Here is a 19,968-nt window from a genome sequence, read left to right as displayed (position 1 = left end):
CACGTATAAACCTAGCAGATCTGGTAACAATGGCTAGTGAGGTGATAGAAAATGAATGATCAAAATCAAAGTAAACCGAAGCAAAGACCAGAAGAAACTCCCAAAACTGTTCTGGGAGGAACGTCTGCCGCCAAATCTAGCAGTGGATGGAAGAACCTTTTTGCAAAGCGATGGGTATCTCCAGCAATCTTCATGGCCGCGGCAGCAATTATCGTAACCTTAATGTGGATCTATCAGGGGGCGGATACGAAACCGACAGCGACAACAGGAAAAACCGAGCCTTCTGAAGTTACACAAGGGGAAGCGTCAGGAACGCAAGGCAAGGATGAAGAAGTGCAAGAAGTTATTGCTGCCAACGAATCGATCCATTGGCCGCTAGCTGACAAAACAGTGCTTAAAGAAGAGCTTCCATTCTACGATGCAAAAGCAAGTGACGCAGAACGCGAAGCTGCATTGATCCAAACGGGTGACAAGTTCTCTCCTCATATGGGTATCGACTTTGTTGACCCAAATGGAAAAACGTTTGATGTGCTTGCAGCATTATCAGGCAAGGTTACTTATGTGGAGCAGCATCCAACTAACGGCAACTCCGTCGAAATCACACATGAGGGCGGTCTAGTGACTGTTTACCAAAGCTTAGCGGATGTAACAGTTAAAGAAGGCGATGATGTTACGCAAGGTACAGTAATCGCAAAAGCCGGTCGCAATGATTTGGAACGCGATTTGGGCATCCACCTTCATTATGAAACAAGAAGCAATGGCAAGGCGATAAACCCAAGCTCGTTAGTGCAAGAGTAATACAAGTTAAACCATAACGTCAGGTTAGTGAAAATAGGACTTTAGTCGTACAGGCGGGGAGCAATTCCCTGCCTGTTTTACGTTTTTATGAAAATTTATTCACATTCCTGCCTGTCAAGCTTGGCCACAACGAATATATACGGTGCCTACTCATATAATGTACCAAACTATCTCGAGTAGGGAGGCGGGAACGTGCACGATTACATTAAGGAGCGAACCATTAAAATAGGCCGCTGCATCGTGGAAACGAAGCATACGGTGCGGACGATCGCCAAGGAGTTTGGTGTGTCTAAAAGCACTGTGCACAAGGATTTAACTGAGCGGCTTCCTGAAATAAACCCCGATTTGGCCGATCAGGTAAAGCACATTCTCGAGTACCACAAATCGATTAGGCATCTGAGGGGAGGAGAAGCGACCAAAATTAAATATAAAAAAACGAGTACAAAAAAGCGTGAAGTGCTCGCAGCAGGAAAGCATTGAAGTTTTTTCACGAATTATAGAGGAATTTTGTCTTTTTTGGCGAATAATAAACGTTAGCGGTTTCTGTGTCAAGGGAACCAAATGTACGTTTTGTAATTATTATTCGTTGGGGGACTTAAGCCTTATGTTGAGCAAGGATATTGGGATTGATCTTGGTACTGCTAATGTATCCATACATGTAAAAGGAAGAGGCGTTGTTCTCGATGAGCCTTCTGTAGTTGCCATTGAGAGTGATTCGAAACGCGTGCTGGCAGTAGGCGAGGAAGCGCATCGCATGGTAGGCAGAACGCCGGGCAATATTATTGCGATTCGTCCGCTGCGTGATGGAGTTATTGCGGATTTTGAAATTACGGAAATTATGCTTAAAGCATTTATTGATCGCGTGGAGGGACGGAAATGGTTTAGCCGTCCCCGTATTCTTATCTGTGCTCCAACCAACATTACTTCTGTGGAGCAGAAGGCTATTCGTGAAGCTGCAGAACGCAGCGGAGCAAAAGAAGTATTTCTTGAGGATGAACCAAAAGCCGCTGCGATAGGGGCTGGAATGGATATCTTCCAGCCTAGCGGCAATATGGTCGTTGACATTGGCGGAGGCACGACAGATGTAGCCGTTCTTTCTATGGGCGACGTTGTCACTGCCTCCTCCATTAAAGTCGCAGGTGACAAGTTTGACGATGCGATTATGAAGTTTATCAAGAACAAATACAAGCTTCTAATCGGTGAAAGAACAAGCGAGGATATCAAAATTAAAATTGGTACTGTGCTAGAGGGCGGAAAACAGGAAGAGATTGATATTCGTGGTCGCGACATGGTTTCAGGCCTTCCTCTCACATTAACGATTCGTTCAGGAGAAGTTCGTGAGGCGCTATGGGATTCCGTAATGTCCATCGTATCGGCTGCTAAGGCTGTGCTGGAACGCACGCCGCCTGAGCTGTCAGCGGACATTATTGACCGTGGTGTTATTTTGACAGGTGGAGGCGCTTTGCTTGGCGGACTAGATTCGCTTTTAGCAGAAGAGCTTAAAGTGCCTGTGCTTATTGCGGAAGATCCGATGCACTGCGTCGTTAAGGGAACGGGAATCCTTCTAGATAACTTGGACAAGCTCGGGAAGAAGTAAAGACCGTATGCGGCCTATATAATAGATGATTTGCGCGGGTAGGGAGCCTTAGGGGGGCGTAGCCGAGGCGTAAATGAGTCATAGGTCGCATGGACAAGCTATTCAGGCAGCCTTGCTTTCAACCGATAACATATATAGCTAGGATCGATTGGAAGCACTAAGGGGGTAACAACGGATGTTAAGAGGATTGTACACCGCGGCGTCAGGCATGATTTCTCAGCAGCGCAGACATGATACGGTGACGAACAATATTTCGAATATTAATACGCCTGGTTATAAGCAGACAAACGCTGTAACTCGTTCGTTTCCGGAGATGATGCTGTCATTGACAGGCGCTGGTCCGGAGAATTTCACCAAGATCGGTAAACTGACTAACGGTGTATTTGCGGAAGAAAGCTTGTCTATTCATTTGCAGGGCGATCTGACACAGACGAACAACTCGTCTGACTTTGCTTTGATCTCCAACATTGAAGTAGACGGGTTGTCCTTTGACGCTTCCGGTAAAAATATAAGCCCGGACGGAGAGATTACTTTTCAGCCTCAAGCCTTTTTTACACTGCAGGATCAAAATGGCGAGGTTCGGTATACGCGGGGCGGGAAGTTTACGCTGACCGAGGATGGCTTTCTTATGGGTAGTGACGGCTCGAGCGTGCTTGGAACGAATGGTCAGCCGATTCGGATGCCTGCCGGTGTAGGTCTAGACAGACTTGTACTGACTGATAATCAGCGCTTCGTTGATGCCAATGGGCAAGATATCGGCGTTCAACTGCTAATTAGCCGTGTTGATAATCCGAATATGCTTGTGCGCGAAGGAAACGGAAGCTTCCGATTCTCGGGAGAGGGCGGCGAAGCTGTCGCTATCGCTCCGAATGAACGCGTGGAAGTGAGACAGGGCTACATAGAACGTTCTAATGTTGATACCGCGCAAGCAGCTATTGACCTTATGTCGGCGCTTCGTGCTTATGAAGCTAACCAGAAGGTTATCCAATTTTATGATCAAAGCTTAAGCAAAGCCGTCAACGAAGTCGGTCGCGTGTAACAACAGGTTGAAGTAGCGGAGGTGCACGAAACATGAACAGTTCAATGATTAACGCTATGGTATCGATGAATGGTCTTCAACAAAAGCTGGATCTTCTAGCGGATAACATAGCTAATGTGAATACGGTTGGTTACAAAAAGAAGGAAGCTACCTTTGAGGATCTTCTTACGAACTTAAGAACTCAGCCTGAAGCTTTCAATCAGCCTGGCCGTAAAACGCCGATGGATTTCACACAAGGCTGGGGCTCAAGAATGACAATGGTTCAGCCTAATTTGTCCCAAGGTCCAATGCAGGGAACCGATAAGGACACGGATATTGCGATCGAGGGAAATGCATTGTTCGAGGTGGAAGTGGACAACGCTGGCAACCGTGCTTATACACGCAATGGAGCGTTTCAGTTGACGGTCGGCGCAAACGGTGATACGATTTTGGCAACGGAAGACGGATATCCAGTCGTAGCTAATGTAAGAAATGCTGTGACAGGAAACGTGGTTGAGGGCAATATCGTAGTACCACAAGGGTACAGTTTGCGGGTTAATCCAGATGGAACGGTGCTAGGAGTATCTTCCGAGCGCACAATTCCGCTTGGCAGCATTAAGCTGCTCCAAGCTTCGCGTCCTGCGGCACTAACTGCTGTTTCTGATAACCTGTTTGTCGTTGCAAACGGAATTAATGCTGGTGATGTCGTGCAGCAGACCGTGCCGAACTCGGAAAATAACATTGTGCTGCGTCAAGGTTACTTGGAGCAGTCAAATGTCGAGCTGACGGACGAGATCACCGAGCTTATTAATGTGCAGCGCGCTTATCAATTGGCAGCTAGAGCGTTATCGTCAAGTGATACGATGATGAGTCTTACCAACGGGCTGCGCGCATAAGGATAGGATGATGTGAATGAGTATGGCCGATGAGCGAATGGACCACGAAGCAAGCGGATCCGGGAGTAAAGCGGAAGAGAAAAGCTCAGGGAGGCAGAAGCGCGCCAGTCGCGTGAAGGCTGAAGAGAAGAGCTCCAATAAGAAGCAACGGCCCAAAGGGGTAAGCATGCTGCTGTGGCTTTTGCGCAAAAGCATCGTACCGCTCATAATGATCATTATGCTTGTGGCAGGCTTGTACATTGGTTACGCTGTAATAGGCAAGCAGCCTGAGGATGAGGTTTTTAGCTGGGCAACATGGCAGCATCTCTATGACTTAGTGTTTGCTGAATCGTAATCAATTAAATAGAAGAAGGGATGCCCGCTTTGCAGTGTATGCTGCGCAGCGGGCATCCCTTTTTTGATGATCAATACTTTATTTGTGCAAGTGAAAAACTCGTAATGTAAAGAGGTAACGAGCTTCTCACTTGCTGCATTTTTGAACTATTTTACACTTACTCTAATCGTAACGCTTTTACCTGCATAGGTTGCTTTAATAGAGGCGGAACCTTTGCTAACTGCAATGATTTTACCATTAACCACGGTTGCGACACTCGCTTTGGAGGATGTCCAAACGGCATTGTCGGTAACGTCAGCCGGGTTTCCAGTCGTAAAGTTAGCTTGCAGCTTAGCCGAATAGCTTCCTCCCGGGCTGAGCTGAACCGATTTGCTGGATAGAACAAGTGATTTCAGTTTAGGTGAAACCACAACCGGGACAATGACTGTTTTGCCTTGGTATGAACCAGTAATTTTAGTTGTTCCTACGGCAATTCCTTTAACCGAGGTGCTGCTAACGGTTGCGATATTAGGATTGCCAGACTCCCAGTTCATTTTTGAACCTAGTGAAACCTGCTTGCCGCTCTTGTAATAACCTGTAACCTTAACGGATTTGGATTTACCAGGGTAAAGATCTAGAGAGATAGGGTCAACAACAAGCTTGACGATTTCTTCCTCTATTCTTACACGTACCGTTACGCTCTTAGTCAGGTAAGTCGCAGTGAGCGTGATGCTTGTCACATCTAAGCCCTTCATCGTCGTTTCCTTCAATACGATATCGTCTGATGAAGCCTTCCATTTCACTCTGCTTGAAATATTCTCTTCTTCTCCGTCTTCATTAATAACGGTTACGGAAGGGAAAGGCGTTTCTTTTCCTAAAATAATGCTAAGTTCCTTAACGTCGGCAATCAGCTTTAACGGCTTCATGTGAACGACTAATTTTACATCCGCTTTATAGTTTTGAAGAGATGCTGTAAGAACGGACTCTCCGAGTGTTTTGGCTGTCCATTGACCATCTTTAATCGTTGCAATCTTCTCATCTGCGGATGACCATTTTACGATTTTGGATACATCTACCTTCGAGCCATCAAATGTTGTTGCCATGACTCTAGGAAGATCCTCGCTAATATCGGTATAACCATCGATAGTTTCCGTTTCAATACTAAGTTCAGTTATGCTCGGATACACTGTAATCTCGATGCTGCGGCTTACACCTTTGTAGCTGGCTGTAATTCTAGCTGTACCGACGGATTTAGGGCTAACCAATCCATTTGATACAGTAGCGACTACAACGTTTGAAGATGTCCAATCGGCCAAGGTAGTTACTGGAGAAGCGACATTTTTATTGTCGAGCACATCTGCTGTTACTTGAAGATTTGTGTCCTGAAGCTGCAGATGATATTCCTTCTCTGGAGAGAGCCTGATTGATTGGTAAGGCGTACGTATGACCACATCGATCGTTGTACTAACGCCTTTATGAGATACGGTGATCGTCGTTTTTCCGGCGCTTACTGCAGATACTACGCCTTGTTTAACTGTAGCAACTTTTTCATTAGCACTAACCCATTTTGCATCTTTTGTTACATCAAGAATCGAACCGATCTTTGGATTGACGGATGCGGTTAATACTTTATCATCATTGCCGATGTCGATTTCGACTAGCTTGCCAGAAGTTCCTGAATCAATCGTAATTGATTTGTAAGGAGAGGTTACATTTAATGTAATCGCATCGGATTTACCTTTAAGCTTGGAGGTAATTGTAACAGCTCCAACACCTAGCAGCTTAATAGCACCTTCATCCACGGTTGCGATCGCTGCGTTCGATGTTGTCCAGACAGCGTCACCTGTTACATTTTGCGGCTCTTTGTTTGCTTTCAAGCCGTTTAGTGTGAAGGCTAGATTTTGACCAATCTCGATATCCAGCGTTGTTGGAGCGGTTACTCCGTTCTGCATGAGGCTTACGGAATCATAGATATAGTCAGATGAAGCTTTGATAGAAATGGTGAAGCCTTTATAAGTAGCGCTTATCGTTGCGGTTCCCTTGCCCACACCCGTTAAAACGCCTTTTTCCACTTTGACGAAAGCGGTATTCGATGATTTCCATGTCGCATCGGCAGTAACTTCTTTTCTAGTGCCTGAACCTGTTGCGAAAACGGCTAGATTAACCTTATCATCTTCAACAAATGTTTCCAGTGATGATGTGTTGCTGTTGTAATCCGATGGGTCATAGGTGAAATCAAGGCCGGTAACCGTATCTTCTGCGGCGTTGACAATGCCGGTCATGGAAGTCATAACCATTACGATTGCAATTGTAGCTGCAAGCCACCTGCGAGTTATTTTCAACGACTTATTCAAGCGTAAACTAAAATTCACTACATCCCTGTCCTTTCTTGTTTAAAGTAATTGGTATTCTATTTATAACGGTAAGAAGGTGGTGAAAATGAATAACGATCGCAAAATGTATACTTAAAAAATTGCAAATAGTCAGTTAGAACTAACTTTTGCAATTTGCTTTGCTTATTAGGAACAGCGGATAGTTTTATTTTTACGGGAGGTAGTTGTATAATAGTTGGGAACCATGGTGGACCGTCAGTTATAGGTAGAGGAGCGTGAATAGTTGAATCTGCCGAATCTATTAACATCATTGCGTTTTTTATTAATCCCTGTCTACATCGTGATTTTTGCGGAAGGACATATGATTCCTGCCTTTTTGATTATGGTTGCTGCCGGCATTACCGATGTTCTTGATGGTTATATCGCGCGCAGAACTGGTCAGATTACAACGGCTGGAATGATGCTTGATCCGCTTGCGGACAAGATGATGCTGATCACTGTTATTGTATCGCTGCTCGTATCCGGCCATATTTCCTGGGCTGCGGCTGCAGCGATGTTTTTGCGCGATTTGGGCATGATAGCGGGGGGATTCTATTTTCACTTCCGAGGGAAAAAGACGGTGCCTGCCAACTGGATGGGAAAGCTGACAACTGTGCTCTTTTATGTAGCGATAATGCTCATTTTCTTTGAAGCGCCGAATGCTCATGTTTATTTGTGGGGCGTTATTGGCTTTTCATTCATTACTTCAATGATGTATATCGTCATGTTTAAAGCGCTGAATAAACACATAACAGAAACACCTACTGGACATTCGTGATCATCAAGTCACTACATATGAACAAAGAGGCTTGGCGGAGGACACTTCGGGTCCAAGCAGCCAAGCCTCTTATCTTAACCTTCATAAACTGCAGTTTATGAGGGATATGTATAGTGTCGTACAGAATGACACTTTTTATACTACCTAACTTAACAATTGAGAGGGGCTTTTTTTCATGTTGGATATTAACCAAATTCAAGAAATCATTCCGCACCGCCCGCCGTTTCTGCTAATCGACCGTATTTTGGAGGTTGAGCCAGGCGTACGCGCAGTCGGTCTTAAAAATGTTACGATGAATGAACCTTACTTTGTTGGTCATTTTCCTGGTTATCCGGTTATGCCAGGCGTGCTTATAGTAGAAGCGCTTGCGCAAGTAGGTACTGTAGCGATGCTGATGATTGAAGCCAATCGTGGAAAGCTTGGTTTTTTTGCAGGCATCGACGGCTTCCGCTTTCGCGGTCAAGTTAAGCCTGGCGATACGTTGACGCTAGAGGTCCAAATTACAAGGCTGAAGGGCTCTATTGGAAAAGGACAAGGAACAGCACGGGTTGGCGATCAAATCGTTGCCGAAGGCGAGCTTATGTTTGCTTTATCTAATCCTTCATAAATTAAAATTCATGAATGAAAGAGGCTGCTAAATATGACGAACGAAACGAATGCTAATGTTATTGCTAAATATGAGGCGTGGCTTAATGATCCGTTGATTGATGCAGGAACAAAGGACGAGCTTCGCAGTATTGAAGGACAAGAAAAAGAAATTACGGATCGCTTTTATCGCGACCTTGAATTTGGTACGGGCGGCTTGCGCGGCGTTATGGGTGCAGGAACGAATCGTTTGAATACTTATACGGTTGGTAAAGCAACACAGGGACTTGCAAATTGGCTACTTGCTGGAAAATCGGCGGATGGAGCGGCTCCTTCTGTTGTTATCGCTCACGATTCCCGCAATAATTCACCTGAGTTTGCACTAGATGCAGCGCTTGTGCTTGCGGGCAACGGCATCACTACTTATTTGTTCACGGCGCTTCGTCCAACACCACAGCTTTCTTTTGCGGTACGTGCGCTGAATGCAGCAAGTGGAATTGTCATTACGGCAAGCCACAATCCGCCAGAATATAATGGTTACAAAGCATATGGCGCTGACGGCTGCCAGCTTATTCCTGAGGAAGCTGAACAAGTTATTTCTGCTATCAGTCAAATCGCGGGTTTCGATGAAGTGAAACGGGTTTGCCGCGAAGAAGCGGAAGGAAAAGGATTGCTGCGCTGGCTTGGAGATGACGCCGATCAACAATTTATTGATACGGTTGTTGCTCAGAGCTTGAATGCTGACCTTATTAAAGGTGAAGTTGGAGAAAAAATTAGTGTTGTCTTCACACCTCTACATGGCACTGGCAACATGCCTGTTCGCGAAGTGTTGAAAAAGGTTGGTTTTAAAAATGTGCATATCGTACCGGAGCAAGAGCAGCCGGATGGATATTTTAGCACGGTAAAGTCTCCTAACCCGGAAGAGCGCGAAGCATTCACGCTTGCGATTAAGCTGGCGCAGCAGGTGAATGCTGATATCATTATCGGTACTGATCCTGACGCAGACCGTATGGGTGCGGTTGTGAAAAACAATGAGGGCGAGTACGTGGTACTCACTGGCAACCAATCGGGTGCGCTAATGGTTCATTATGTGCTAAGCCAGTTGAAGGAACGTGGACAGCTGCCAGACAATGGCGTAGTGATCAAAACGATCGTAACAAGTGAACTAGGCGCAGATATTGCCCGTTCCTATGGAGTAGCGGTTGAGAACACGTTGACCGGCTTCAAATATATTGGTGAAAAAATGACTCGTTATGAGCAAACAGGAGAGCATACCTTCCTATTTGGCTATGAGGAAAGCTACGGTTATTTAACAGGAACTTATGCGCGTGATAAAGATGCGATCGTTGCTGCGCTATTAATTGCTGAAGCTGCAGCTTATTATAGCAGTCAAGGGAAAACGCTATATGATGTTCTTTTAGAGTTATACGCTGAGCATGGCTTCTATTTGGAAGGCCTGGAGTCGCGTACACTTAAGGGACTTGATGGCGTGCAAAAAATAGGCGCTATTATGGATGACTGGCGTCAAAACCCGCCTACAGAAATCGGCGGCGTCAAAGTGGAGCGTGTGCTTGATTACGGCAAAGGCCAAGATGGCTTGCGTCCGGAAAACGTATTGAAATATTTGCGCGCGGATGGCTCATGGTTCTGCCTTCGTCCATCTGGCACGGAGCCAAAAATCAAAGTTTATTTTGCGGTTAAAAGTGAGTCGAAGGATGCTGCTGTTGAGGCGCTGCAAACATTGCAAGCCTCCGTTATGGAACGGGTAGACTCTACCGAATAGTACAATAATTAACCTGTTTAGAACGGAGGAATTGTGTGTTTTTACGTTGGCAGCAATGGAATCGGCGTGCAAGATTCGCATTATGGATCATTGCAATTATCGGGGTGGCGGCAGCATTGCCGCTCGGTGCCGTTCGTATGGAAATGGAAAAATCGTCGAAGCAAGTGGAATATGTATTTGATTATCGGGATATTATTGAGGTGGCGGAGCGTCAGGCTCGCCCGCAACAATTTTTAACGGAGAAGCTGGAGATGCTCAAGGAAGCTGGCGTCACTACAATGGCTGTTTATGAGAGCTCTCTGAAGGATCTGCAAATCTCCGGCAGACTTACTTTCTACAGCTCCAGAGATGCTGCACTACTTCAAAGTAAATTTGAGCCGGTAGGCCAAAACTTTACTTATATTTTGTTCAATGGGCCCAAAGAAGAAGAAATGATTGGTCCGATTGTTCGCGAAGCGCTTGATCGTTCCGAGGCTGTGTATAGCAATTGGTCGTACGGTGGCCGAAATGGCTTAGTCGTTGAGATGCCAATTGCAGAGGCAGTTATGAAGACGATGGATTTTGATCCGATTTCACTTGAAACAATTCATAATGCCGGAATTCAAATATTGCCTCGCTTATCTGACCGTATTAAGCCTTATGATCAGCAGGCAACAGATGCTATGCTTGCGAAATTAAAGGAATACGATGTAGACCGCGTATTGTTCGACGGTGACAAAGTAAAGGGTGCATCCGATCAAGCGATGGATAACAGCCTTTATCAGTTCGGAGAACTACTCAAAAAATACGATATGGGCGTAGCGACCATAGAAAATTTGAAAAAACCGCAACAAGGCATAAATAAATTAGCTTATATTACAAATTATAATGTAGTCAGATTATATTCATTGTCGGAGAACGACGGTATGACGATGACGCCGGAAGCTATTGCTGATCGTTTTCTTTTAGCGGCGAAGGATCGTAATATCCGGATGTTTTTCTTGAACGGGACAGCTCAGTCCAATACGGATAAAGCAAAGGTGGTTCACTCCTTGGACCGCATTGCTGAGGCAATGAGTGAAGAGGGCGGAATCGTAGATAAGCTCTCGGACGCCGGCTTTACGCCAGGCAAGCCAAAACCGTTTGATCATGAGCAGCCTTCTTGGAATAAACCGCTACGTGCAATCGTTGCTGCGGCTGCAGTAGCACTGATTACTTTGTTAATCGGCGCATTTATTCCAGGCGTTTATATACCCGTTTATGCGATTGGCTTAGTTGGAAGCGCAGGCTTGTACAAGCTAAACAGCTCGCTTATGGAGCAAGGACTTGCATTAGGTGCTTCAATTGCAGCTCCTACGCTGGCTCTTATATGGGTAATGAATCGGATTTATTCCCGTACCGTTGGCGAGCGTCGTGTTATTGGCGGAACGAATTGGTCAGTAGGAAGAAGCCAGCAAGGGCAGACTCCTCAGCAGCCAGGTGCTGTATATGAGAACGGCAATCGTATGAAATGGATATTCCCTGCCATATCTACGGGAAGACGTTTTGGCCTTGCTCTGAATTGGTTTATAGTGGCGACGCTCATCTCTCTTATGGGAGCGCCGATGATATTCGGATTGTTGAACAATATTACGTACAATCTTGTATTGGAACAATTCCGCGGCGTGAGTGTGCTGCATTTGGCTCCGATTATCCTTGTGGCCATTTATGTGTTTTTCTATAACGGTCAAACATCAATTGGAAAGCTGCGCAAGCTGCTTTCTCAACCTATTACCTTAACGTGGATTATAGTAGCTGGAGTCATTGGCATAATCGGCTTCTATTACTTGTCTCGTACAGGGAATGGTGGACAAGCACCTGCTATTGAGCTGCTAATTCGCGGCTGGCTGGAAAATACATTCGGCGTACGACCGCGCTTTAAAGAGTTCATGCTTGGTCATCCGCCGCTGCTGCTTGGCTTGTTCCTTGCACTTCGTTATCGCGCGGCATGGCTGCTTGTTATCATTGGTTCGATTGGTCAGTTGACGATGGTTGATACGTTTGCACATCTTCATACACCACTTCACATTTCGATGATTCGTGTAGCGCTCGGCTTGGGTACAGGTATCATAATCGGATGTATCTTGATTTTGGCATGGCAGATCGTGGAAGGAGCAATTCGTAAATGGGCACCAGCCATCATCCGCAAGTTCGTCGAATAGTAATTTCAGGCTATTATGGCTTCTACAACAGCGGTGATGAAGCGGTACTCAAATCGATATTGCTAGCACTAGAAGAAGAAGGCAAAGCGCAGGGCGTACAAATTCAGCCGATCGTTTTATCAGGTGATCCAGATTGGACAAGCCGTATGTACGGCGTTGAAGCTGTCCGCCGCATGCATCCAGGAGATCTATGGAAAGCATTGAAAGGCAGCGACGGTCTAATAAGCGGAGGCGGAAGCCTCCTGCAGGATGTTACAAGCGCCAAAACGATTCCTTACTATACTGGCGTCATGAAGCTGGCCCAATTGCTGGGTAAGCCTACATTCGCTTATTCGCAAGGGATTGGCCCTGTGATTCGGCGCTGGATGGACCCTATGATTCGCGGAGTGATGAAGCAAAGCGCATATGTATCCGTTAGGGATGGGGAATCCGCTGCTTTGCTTGGACGAATCGGCGTGCCTAGTGATCGGATCGATGTTGTTCCTGATCCGGTCATGGGCTTGCCGCTCCCTGTGGATTCATCAGCGGCTGGACAAGCTTCCGACCCTGCTGCTGCGCCGCTGGTCGGTGTATCGCTGCGCCCCTGGCGCAGTGACGGGGCCGATCTCGAACGCGCCGCCGATGCGCTAGTCGCGCTGTCGAAGCGCATGCCTGTCCGGCTGCGCTTCCTGCCGTTCCACACACCCTCCGACATTGTAGCGTCGGAGCAGGTGCTGGAACGGCTGCGCGGCAGGCTCGGCGACGGTTCCACCGCCGAGCTGGCCGCGCCCGGCGACGACCCCCAGCAAATGCTGCTTGAGGTCAGCCGGTGCGACGCTTTGTTCGGCATGCGCCTCCATGCGCTTATTTATGCCGCCGGCCAAAGGGTTCCTATGCTTGGCCTCTCGTACGACCCGAAGATCGACCAATTTCTGGGTCGTCTTGGCATCAAAGCCATCGGCACGACGGAGCAGCTCGATGCCGAAAAATTCGCAGATGCAGCAGGTTTGCTGCTGTCTGACAAAGAAGGATGGCAGGCAAAGCACAAGCCAGCAATCGACCTTTTAAAACAACAATCGCAAAGACCGGCGCAACAAATTGTACATTTGCTGCGTCATACATTATCGAGGTGAGTTCCTCTTGTCGAAACAACTACCAACTGTGCCGTTATACGGCATACCATTCTCCAAAGTGGGCATGGATGACACAGTCAATTACTTAATAGAAGCGATCGAAGAAAGACGCGTAACCCATGTGATTACCGCTAATCCGATCATGATTATGTCTGCCGTCGAGGACCCCAAGTATAGTGCGATGATGCGGCGTGCAGACCTTATTGTGCCTGATGGTGCAGGAGTTGTATGGGCGGCCAAATACGTAGGACAGCCTGTTGCAGAACGTGTGACGGGGTTTGATCTCCTTCACCGCTTGCTGCATGAGGGTGAAAAGCGTAGATGGAAGGCCTACCTGCTTGGCACCTCACAGGAAATTATTGAAGCGGCGGCAGAGAAGCTGCAGCTGCAATATCCTCAAGTGAAAATTGTAGGTTATCGGAACGGATTTTTTGGCCCTGATCAGGATGAGGAAGTCATCGAAGAAATCCGTGCGGCTGCTCCTGATTTATTGTTTGTGGCACGAGGTGCGGATACACAGGAGCCGTGGATTGTGAAATACAAGCAAAAGCTGGGCGTACCATTGATTATGGGCGTTGGCGGAAGCTTCGATGTTGTTTCGGGTAAACTAAAGCGGGCTCCGAATATTTTCCAAAAACTTCGGCTCGAATGGTTTTATCGCTTGCTGCAAGAGCCTAAACGCTACAAAAGAATGCTTGTTTTGCCGAAATTCGTAGTGAAAGTGGTTCGCGACAAAGAAAACGTTACAAAACCTCGACCTACACCGTGAAATTCTCGTTAAAACCATGAAAATTGGTTGAAAACGGGGTTGGAGTTTCCTTTCCAATCGGAGTATAATTCACTTCGGTAGAAAGAAAAGGGGAGTTGCACACATGCCGGTAGGCTTGCTGTATTCAATTGGGTTCATAATCGCTCTTGTTCTAGCCATTGCGATGACGCCGCTTGTTAAGAAATTTGCTTTCAAAGTAGGCGCAATAGACAAACCAAATCACCGCAAGGTACACACGCGCATTATGCCGCGTCTTGGCGGTCTAGCTATTTATATTGCATTCGTTGGCGCATTCTTTATTTTATCGCCATTTATACCAGACGGCTTGCTCCGTCCGCAAGATTCCAATATGATCAACGCGCTGCTAGTCGGCGGTACGATGATTATTATTTTAGGTGCTTTCGATGACCGCTTCGAGCTTTCAGCTAAAGTGAAGCTGCTCGGTCAAATCGCGGCGGCATGCGTAGTCGTTTTCGTCTTCGACGTAAAGATCGACTTGCTGAACATTCCGTTCGGTGAAACGATGCAGCCAATTGCTGGATGGATCAGCATTCCACTTACGATTCTCTGGATCGTCGGTGTAACGAATGCCATTAATTTGATCGACGGCTTGGACGGGCTTGCAGCCGGCGTGTCAGGCATCGCGATTGCAACGATTGTTGTGATGGCATCACTGATGGGCTTCCAACCAGTTATCTTACTGAGCACATTGCTGCTGGGCGGAATTGTCGGCTTTCTCGTTTTCAACTTTCATCCTGCAAAAATATTTATGGGTGACTCAGGCTCACTGTTTCTCGGCTTCAGTCTAGCAACGCTTTCGATGCTTGGCTTCAAGCAGGTAACGATGGTATCGTTTGTAACACCGCTGCTCATTATCGGCGTTCCGCTTTCGGATACCTTCTTCGCAATCGTTCGCCGCTGGGTAAACAAGAAACCGATATTTGCTCCAGACAAAGGGCATTTGCACCATCGTCTGCGCGACCTTGGCTTCAGCCACCGTCGTACCGTACTTATCATTTGGGGAGTAGCTGCTATATTCGGCGGACTCGCAATCGTGCAATCGGCTGTCGTACAATCGAGTGCGGCGAACTGGATCACTTTTGCCGTCATATGTATGCTAATGTTTTTCTTGCAGATCGGGGCAGAAGTAACCGGTATCGTGGACAAAACACGCAGGCCGCTTATTAATTTCCTAGCTCGAATGAGACTTCGACTCAAGCTGGATGCTGAATCCCGTTCCAAATAAACAAGAGCTCTGAATCCTTTAACGGAATCAGGGCTCTTTTTTTGTTGAAAATCGACCAAATAGCTAAAAAATTGGGAGCCAAAAGCCGATAACAACTGTACAGAACTTTTCTGCGGTCAGTGCGCCTAACTGCAATTGCATCAAAGCTGACTAAAGAGGAAAAGGGAGGAAGATTTATTCAAAGGTAAGCCGCATAGTCGTCAGGCCATTTATCATTCAAATACCCATGCTCGTCATATACATAAAGGAGGAACATTGTTTTGAAAAGATTACTATCATTAGCGCTAACGCTGGCACTGTTGATTACATTGTTGCCGCCGTTCGGAGCTTCACAAACGGTAACAGCTGCAGGCTCCTATTTCTTGTTTTCAAATGAAAATGCATCACCTGGAAGTGCACGCATTGTATCTAGTCAGTCTGTAAAGCTCGAAGGTACAATTAATGGGGTAGTTGGTAATTCGATCAGCTATAATGTAAAGCAAATAACTTGGGATGGATCTATAGAAAAGGAAGTAAACACGACCGAAGAAATCACAACAGGCATATCTACATCAAGCGGAGATAATAGCATTGTCATTTCCAACGTTACTCTTTTTCCTGGACTAAATAAAATTACGTTTAAAGGAATAGCTGGGACATCAACTGTCAGCGAATCCATATATATTGAATATCGTAATAGTCCTATGCTTTACGATTTAAAAGCTACATTTGAGAATAAAGATTATGCAATGCCGGAAGACCAACCGACAATGCTCTATTCAACAGCGCCTATCGTACAGCAAAACGGTGAAATCGTCATTTCTGGTAAAGCACCAAATGCTCAAAAAATAACGGTAGTCATTAATGGCAGAAGCTACGATTTCAACGTTTCGAATTCGACCAGCGACAGCCGTTTCAGTACATCTCTGCTTAGCATTCAGAAGGGTATCAATACAATTGTTTTAAAGGTGCATAATAATGGACAAGTTGTGGAAACGACTCGCGAGGTTGCTTTCTATAACGGCGAAGTAACGTTTTATGATCTGAAAATGACATCGGGAACACAGTCTTCTGTGTTAGAACCTAATTTAAACTTTTCGACGGACTCTAATGGTGCAAAAGTTATTCAAGTATCTGGAAATGTCATTGTACCGCTTCCATTATATGATGTCACAGATATCGATAAAGATGGAAATAGAGCAGAAACAGTTGATGTAACTGCAGCTAATCTTGCAGAAATGTTAAGCTTAGAACTGAAACAAGGTGGAGCAGCAGCAAACTCAATAAAACCGATTGCGAATTCAATTACATTCACACCAGCAACCATTGACACTACGACTAAATTTATAACAGTAACATATAAATATAATTTGCCAACAATTAATTTCGATGAATCCAATCAGCTTCGCTTTATAGCGCCTAATGGCAACATCCTTCAAGGCTCAAATTGGATTCCTTTTACTGTACGTAACAACAGCCTAGCCTATATTTACGATATCAATTATTTATCAGGCTATGATCAATCTATGAATACTACACCAGTAAATGCTGGTCGCCTTCAAGGGCTCCAAGGAACAGACATCCCAAGTGAAGGTGTTAATGTTTACTCCATGCCTATGGGCGTAGAGGTGTTGGTGGGCAATTATAGCAGCATCACGACACCAAATGTCGATCTTTTTACGATAAATGGAAAAAAACAAGCAGATACAGACTCTATCTTCAAACAAATTAATCATTCAGAGGTTGTTTACCGTACCGTCAACAACCAATCGTTGCCTTTTTTACGGTTGTTTATTGAGATCAATAAATTGCCCACTTTCGGAACGAATTCAATATCATTTAAGTTAAACAGCGGCACTAGCGAAGAGAAAATAATCGTTGCCAAACTCTTGTATGGACCCTATGTGAAGTTCAACACATTAGTTGAAGGAATGAAGGTTGATTACGATTCAGTAAGAGAAACCGACCCAACAATTTTGTTGAACAAGCTGGGTATGTTTAGCGGACAATTATTTAATGTAGCCAATGAAGCAGAAGTTATCTATGCCAGCAGTGGCACCAAAAAGCAGACTGTGTTCTTATATATTAACAATGTGGAGATTCCATTAGAGAGTAATGGAACAACAACAAAGTTCCAGCCTCTTGGGACTGCAGCTGATAAAGCCAAAACAGCAGCTTTTATATTCAACATCCTAAATAAAGCTGGAGAAAATAATGTAAAGTTCGTATTCCGCACCGATAAAAATAATTATGAAAATGCGTTTAAATTTAGTGTCGTACCAACTAACTTGCCTGTGATACCTGCTCCTAATACCGATGGAGTGTACCCGTATAGTGCAAGTCTTTCAAAACCGCTTCCGAATGATGCCAATTTCCCTAAGCAAGGCAGTATATATACGACGAAGGAAGCTCGTTTGAACGTGTACGGCACATTTGACTTCATTGATCTTGGCGGTGAGGGTTACTTTGAAACAGGCCATAAAAATTTAGGTTCAACTCAAGGACAATATATAATACGGATTTCATCGCCCAATTGGAAATCAGATATAAAATGGGATTTAACGAAGGAATTTACGCCGACCAAAAATGGAGTACCGTTGCCGGCATATGAAAAGGTTCCTTATAATTCCGGAGTAGACAAAAACGTCTCTAATGCAGATGCAAAAATTGATTTCTTCTATGATGTGGAGGGACAATACTTCTACTTCAAAATCGTTAACCAAAAAATGCCTGAAGATGGCAGCTCACAGGTCTATGGTATGACCGTGTTTAACAGTGGAGAAGCAGGTCCACGAGCAACTTACCGTATGGAAATCGATGCTACTTCTATTCCATACTCAATTTTGGCACCACTTAAAGAAAAGCGGACTATAAACCAAAACTATGTTGAAGTCATCATTGCCTCACCAGGTGCGGAATCAATCGTAATTGGAAAAGAAACAGCTAAAAAAGTAAAGTTTATTGATTACAGCCAAAGTACGCCACAACTTGTTGATGCCTTTAGTCTGACGGTCAAAGATGTAAAAGCGAATAAAGCAAGCAAAATAGAATTTACGATTACACGTGGGAAGGACAAAATTAAAGACTCCTTTGAAGTTATGTATCAGCCTGCAAACATTCCCGGGGCTCAATTTTTGCAAAAGATGCAAAGCTCACATAAGGTTTTCAATAATAGTCTAGTTCTCTCATTCGCAAGTAAGAGTAAGCTTGTCCGACCAACTTACAATGCATCAACAAATTATTCAGGACAAGTATACAGCGATAATGATATTTTATTTGCGATTGCAAGTCCAAATGATGGAATTGTAGATCGTCATGAATTTGAAGGTCAGCCACCGAACTATTCTGCTAACAGTTTGGCAGAAGGCAACTTGCATATTGGATATCGGTTCCAAGACCAAGCTAGACAGTTCATTAAAGCAAGCCCATTATTTTGGATTGATGGTGGTCAAGCAGATAATCCAGATCCATCATCGCCATTGTTTGATCCTGTAACAACAGGAACGGATCCATTCCCGTTCCCGAACATAGTAGGCAAAGCAACGGATAGCTTTGCGAAACGATGGAATAAGTTCGGTCTTGAACTTGCACCTACAGCACCCGGCAAGCTTACATTGTCTTATGATTCTAACGTGTCGCAAAGTGCAGGTACGACGATTACCGTATTCCGATTTGACCCTTACAATAGTACATGGGAAAACATTGGTGGAGTTGTTGACGAGAAAAAACATACAATAACCGTTCCGTTTACCAAATTCGGATATTATGTAGCGGTTAAGCTTACTCGTGGATATAACGACATTAACGATCACCCTTATGCGAGAGAGGCTATGGAAGCCATCTATGCTAAAGGAGTTATGAATGCTGTAGATCCAATTGGTATTTTTGGCGCCGATCGTTACGTAACAAGGGGAGAATTCACGCGGATGATTATTCGTGCGCTCGATATTCCATTGAACTATGGTGGAGATCTGCATTTCTCTTATTATCCAGAGACGATTACCAATGCTAATAACGCTAATGCAATTTATGACTACCGTTATATCGAAACGGCAGCGCGTGCAGGATTTGTTCGTGGCACTAGACCAGGGTTTTTCGATGAGGATGTAGATTTATCTCGTCAAGATGCTTCAGTTGTGCTGGCAAGGGCATTAAACCTGAAGCTGGAGACGAACGCTCAAAAAGCAAAGTCGGCCCTGGATAAGGCTTTCAAAGATTCTGGGAACTTTGACTATTACTCAATACCGGCTGTTATGGCTATCCAGAAAAAAGGATTCATTCAAGGTTCGTTAATTGATGTCAAAAATCCAAAGTCTGGATCAGTATTCGAACCAAAAGCTAAGCTATTGCGGAGTGATGCTGCAATAATCATGGCTAGAGTAATGGCGGATTTAGGTAAGCTTCCTAAAATTTATAGCAAATAACAAGAAGCGAAAGGGTCGACCGCAGTGTCGACCCTTTTTATTTCTTAGCAAGAGGAGAAACTTTATCCATGGAAAATGTTTAGCATCGACGAGCTCTATGAAAACAAGCTATACTAAA

The 19,968-nt window shown here is 45.1% G+C and carries 15 protein-coding genes; 14 read left to right on the top strand and 1 reads right to left on the bottom strand.

What is annotated here, in order from left to right; all coding sequences use genetic code 11:
- Window positions 1–51: 51 nt before the first annotated feature.
- The 6 genes from MHH56_RS30930 to MHH56_RS30905 all read left to right on the top strand — a co-directional run bounded on the left by MHH56_RS30930 (window position 52) and on the right by MHH56_RS30905 (window position 4,643).
- Window positions 52–798: a M23 family metallopeptidase gene (locus MHH56_RS30930; protein WP_339205384.1), complete on the top strand. Its 747-nt coding sequence runs from the start codon at window positions 52–54 to the stop codon at window positions 796–798.
- 192 nt (window positions 799–990) lie between these two features.
- Window positions 991–1,278 carry a sporulation transcriptional regulator SpoIIID gene (gene spoIIID, locus MHH56_RS30925; protein ID WP_054025430.1) on the top strand — a complete coding sequence of 96 codons (288 nt, stop codon included), beginning with the start codon at window positions 991–993 and terminating at the stop codon, window positions 1,276–1,278.
- A 124-nt stretch (window positions 1,279–1,402) separates the two neighbouring features.
- Entirely contained in the window at window positions 1,403–2,395 is a 993-nt protein-coding gene (gene mreB, locus MHH56_RS30920; RefSeq protein WP_076266222.1) for a rod shape-determining protein MreB, read from the top strand.
- Window positions 2,396–2,570: 175 nt separating this feature from the next.
- Window positions 2,571–3,434, top strand: coding sequence for a flagellar hook-basal body protein (locus MHH56_RS30915; protein WP_076266221.1), 864 nt, complete (start codon window positions 2,571–2,573; stop codon window positions 3,432–3,434).
- 32 nt (window positions 3,435–3,466) lie between these two features.
- Window positions 3,467–4,309 carry a flagellar hook-basal body protein gene (locus tag MHH56_RS30910; RefSeq protein ID WP_076266220.1) on the top strand — a complete coding sequence of 281 codons (843 nt, stop codon included), beginning with the start codon at window positions 3,467–3,469 and terminating at the stop codon, window positions 4,307–4,309.
- Window positions 4,310–4,325: 16 nt separating this feature from the next.
- The gene (locus MHH56_RS30905; RefSeq protein WP_083681610.1) at window positions 4,326–4,643 is read left to right on the top strand and encodes a DNA-directed RNA polymerase subunit beta; all 318 of its coding nucleotides are present in this window, start codon (window positions 4,326–4,328) and stop codon (window positions 4,641–4,643) included.
- A gap of 146 nt (window positions 4,644–4,789) precedes the next feature.
- Here MHH56_RS30905 and MHH56_RS30900 read toward each other — a convergent pair whose 3' ends face one another.
- On the bottom strand, window positions 4,790–6,976 hold the full coding sequence (locus tag MHH56_RS30900) for an Ig-like domain-containing protein (RefSeq protein ID WP_339205383.1): 2,187 nt from the start codon (window positions 6,974–6,976) through the stop codon (window positions 4,790–4,792).
- Between the two features lie 262 nt (window positions 6,977–7,238).
- Between MHH56_RS30900 and MHH56_RS30895 the strand changes: the two genes are divergently transcribed.
- The 8 genes from MHH56_RS30895 to MHH56_RS30860 all read left to right on the top strand — a co-directional run bounded on the left by MHH56_RS30895 (window position 7,239) and on the right by MHH56_RS30860 (window position 19,850).
- Window positions 7,239–7,772 (top strand): CDP-alcohol phosphatidyltransferase family protein, encoded by a 534-nt coding sequence (locus MHH56_RS30895; protein WP_339205382.1) that lies wholly within the window; start codon window positions 7,239–7,241, stop codon window positions 7,770–7,772.
- A gap of 175 nt (window positions 7,773–7,947) precedes the next feature.
- A complete protein-coding gene (gene fabZ, locus MHH56_RS30890) occupies window positions 7,948–8,379 on the top strand; it encodes a 3-hydroxyacyl-ACP dehydratase FabZ (protein ID WP_056631018.1) in 432 nt (143 codons plus the stop codon).
- Between the two features lie 33 nt (window positions 8,380–8,412).
- Window positions 8,413–10,140: a phospho-sugar mutase gene (locus tag MHH56_RS30885; protein ID WP_339205381.1), complete on the top strand. Its 1,728-nt coding sequence runs from the start codon at window positions 8,413–8,415 to the stop codon at window positions 10,138–10,140.
- Between the two features lie 35 nt (window positions 10,141–10,175).
- Window positions 10,176–12,320, top strand: coding sequence for a DUF5693 family protein (locus MHH56_RS30880; RefSeq protein ID WP_339205380.1), 2,145 nt, complete (start codon window positions 10,176–10,178; stop codon window positions 12,318–12,320).
- Window positions 12,284–13,432 carry a polysaccharide pyruvyl transferase CsaB gene (gene csaB, locus MHH56_RS30875; RefSeq protein ID WP_339205379.1) on the top strand — a complete coding sequence of 383 codons (1,149 nt, stop codon included), beginning with the start codon at window positions 12,284–12,286 and terminating at the stop codon, window positions 13,430–13,432. Before MHH56_RS30880 ends, csaB begins: the two co-directional genes overlap by 37 nt.
- A 64-nt stretch (window positions 13,433–13,496) precedes the next feature.
- On the top strand, window positions 13,497–14,201 hold the full coding sequence (locus tag MHH56_RS30870) for a WecB/TagA/CpsF family glycosyltransferase (protein ID WP_339209776.1): 705 nt from the start codon (window positions 13,497–13,499) through the stop codon (window positions 14,199–14,201).
- A gap of 103 nt (window positions 14,202–14,304) precedes the next feature.
- Window positions 14,305–15,447 carry an MraY family glycosyltransferase gene (locus MHH56_RS30865; RefSeq protein ID WP_339205378.1) on the top strand — a complete coding sequence of 381 codons (1,143 nt, stop codon included), beginning with the start codon at window positions 14,305–14,307 and terminating at the stop codon, window positions 15,445–15,447.
- Window positions 15,448–15,707: 260 nt separating this feature from the next.
- The gene (locus MHH56_RS30860) at window positions 15,708–19,850 is read left to right on the top strand and encodes an S-layer homology domain-containing protein (RefSeq protein ID WP_339205377.1); all 4,143 of its coding nucleotides are present in this window, start codon (window positions 15,708–15,710) and stop codon (window positions 19,848–19,850) included.
- Window positions 19,851–19,968: the final 118 nt, after the last annotated feature.

The organism is Paenibacillus sp. FSL K6-3182 (assembly GCF_037976325.1).
Taxonomy (GTDB): Bacteria; Bacillota; Bacilli; order Paenibacillales; family Paenibacillaceae; genus Pristimantibacillus.
The sequence above is the reverse complement of the archived record's forward strand: the minus strand, read 5'-3'. Positions and strand labels throughout refer to the sequence as shown.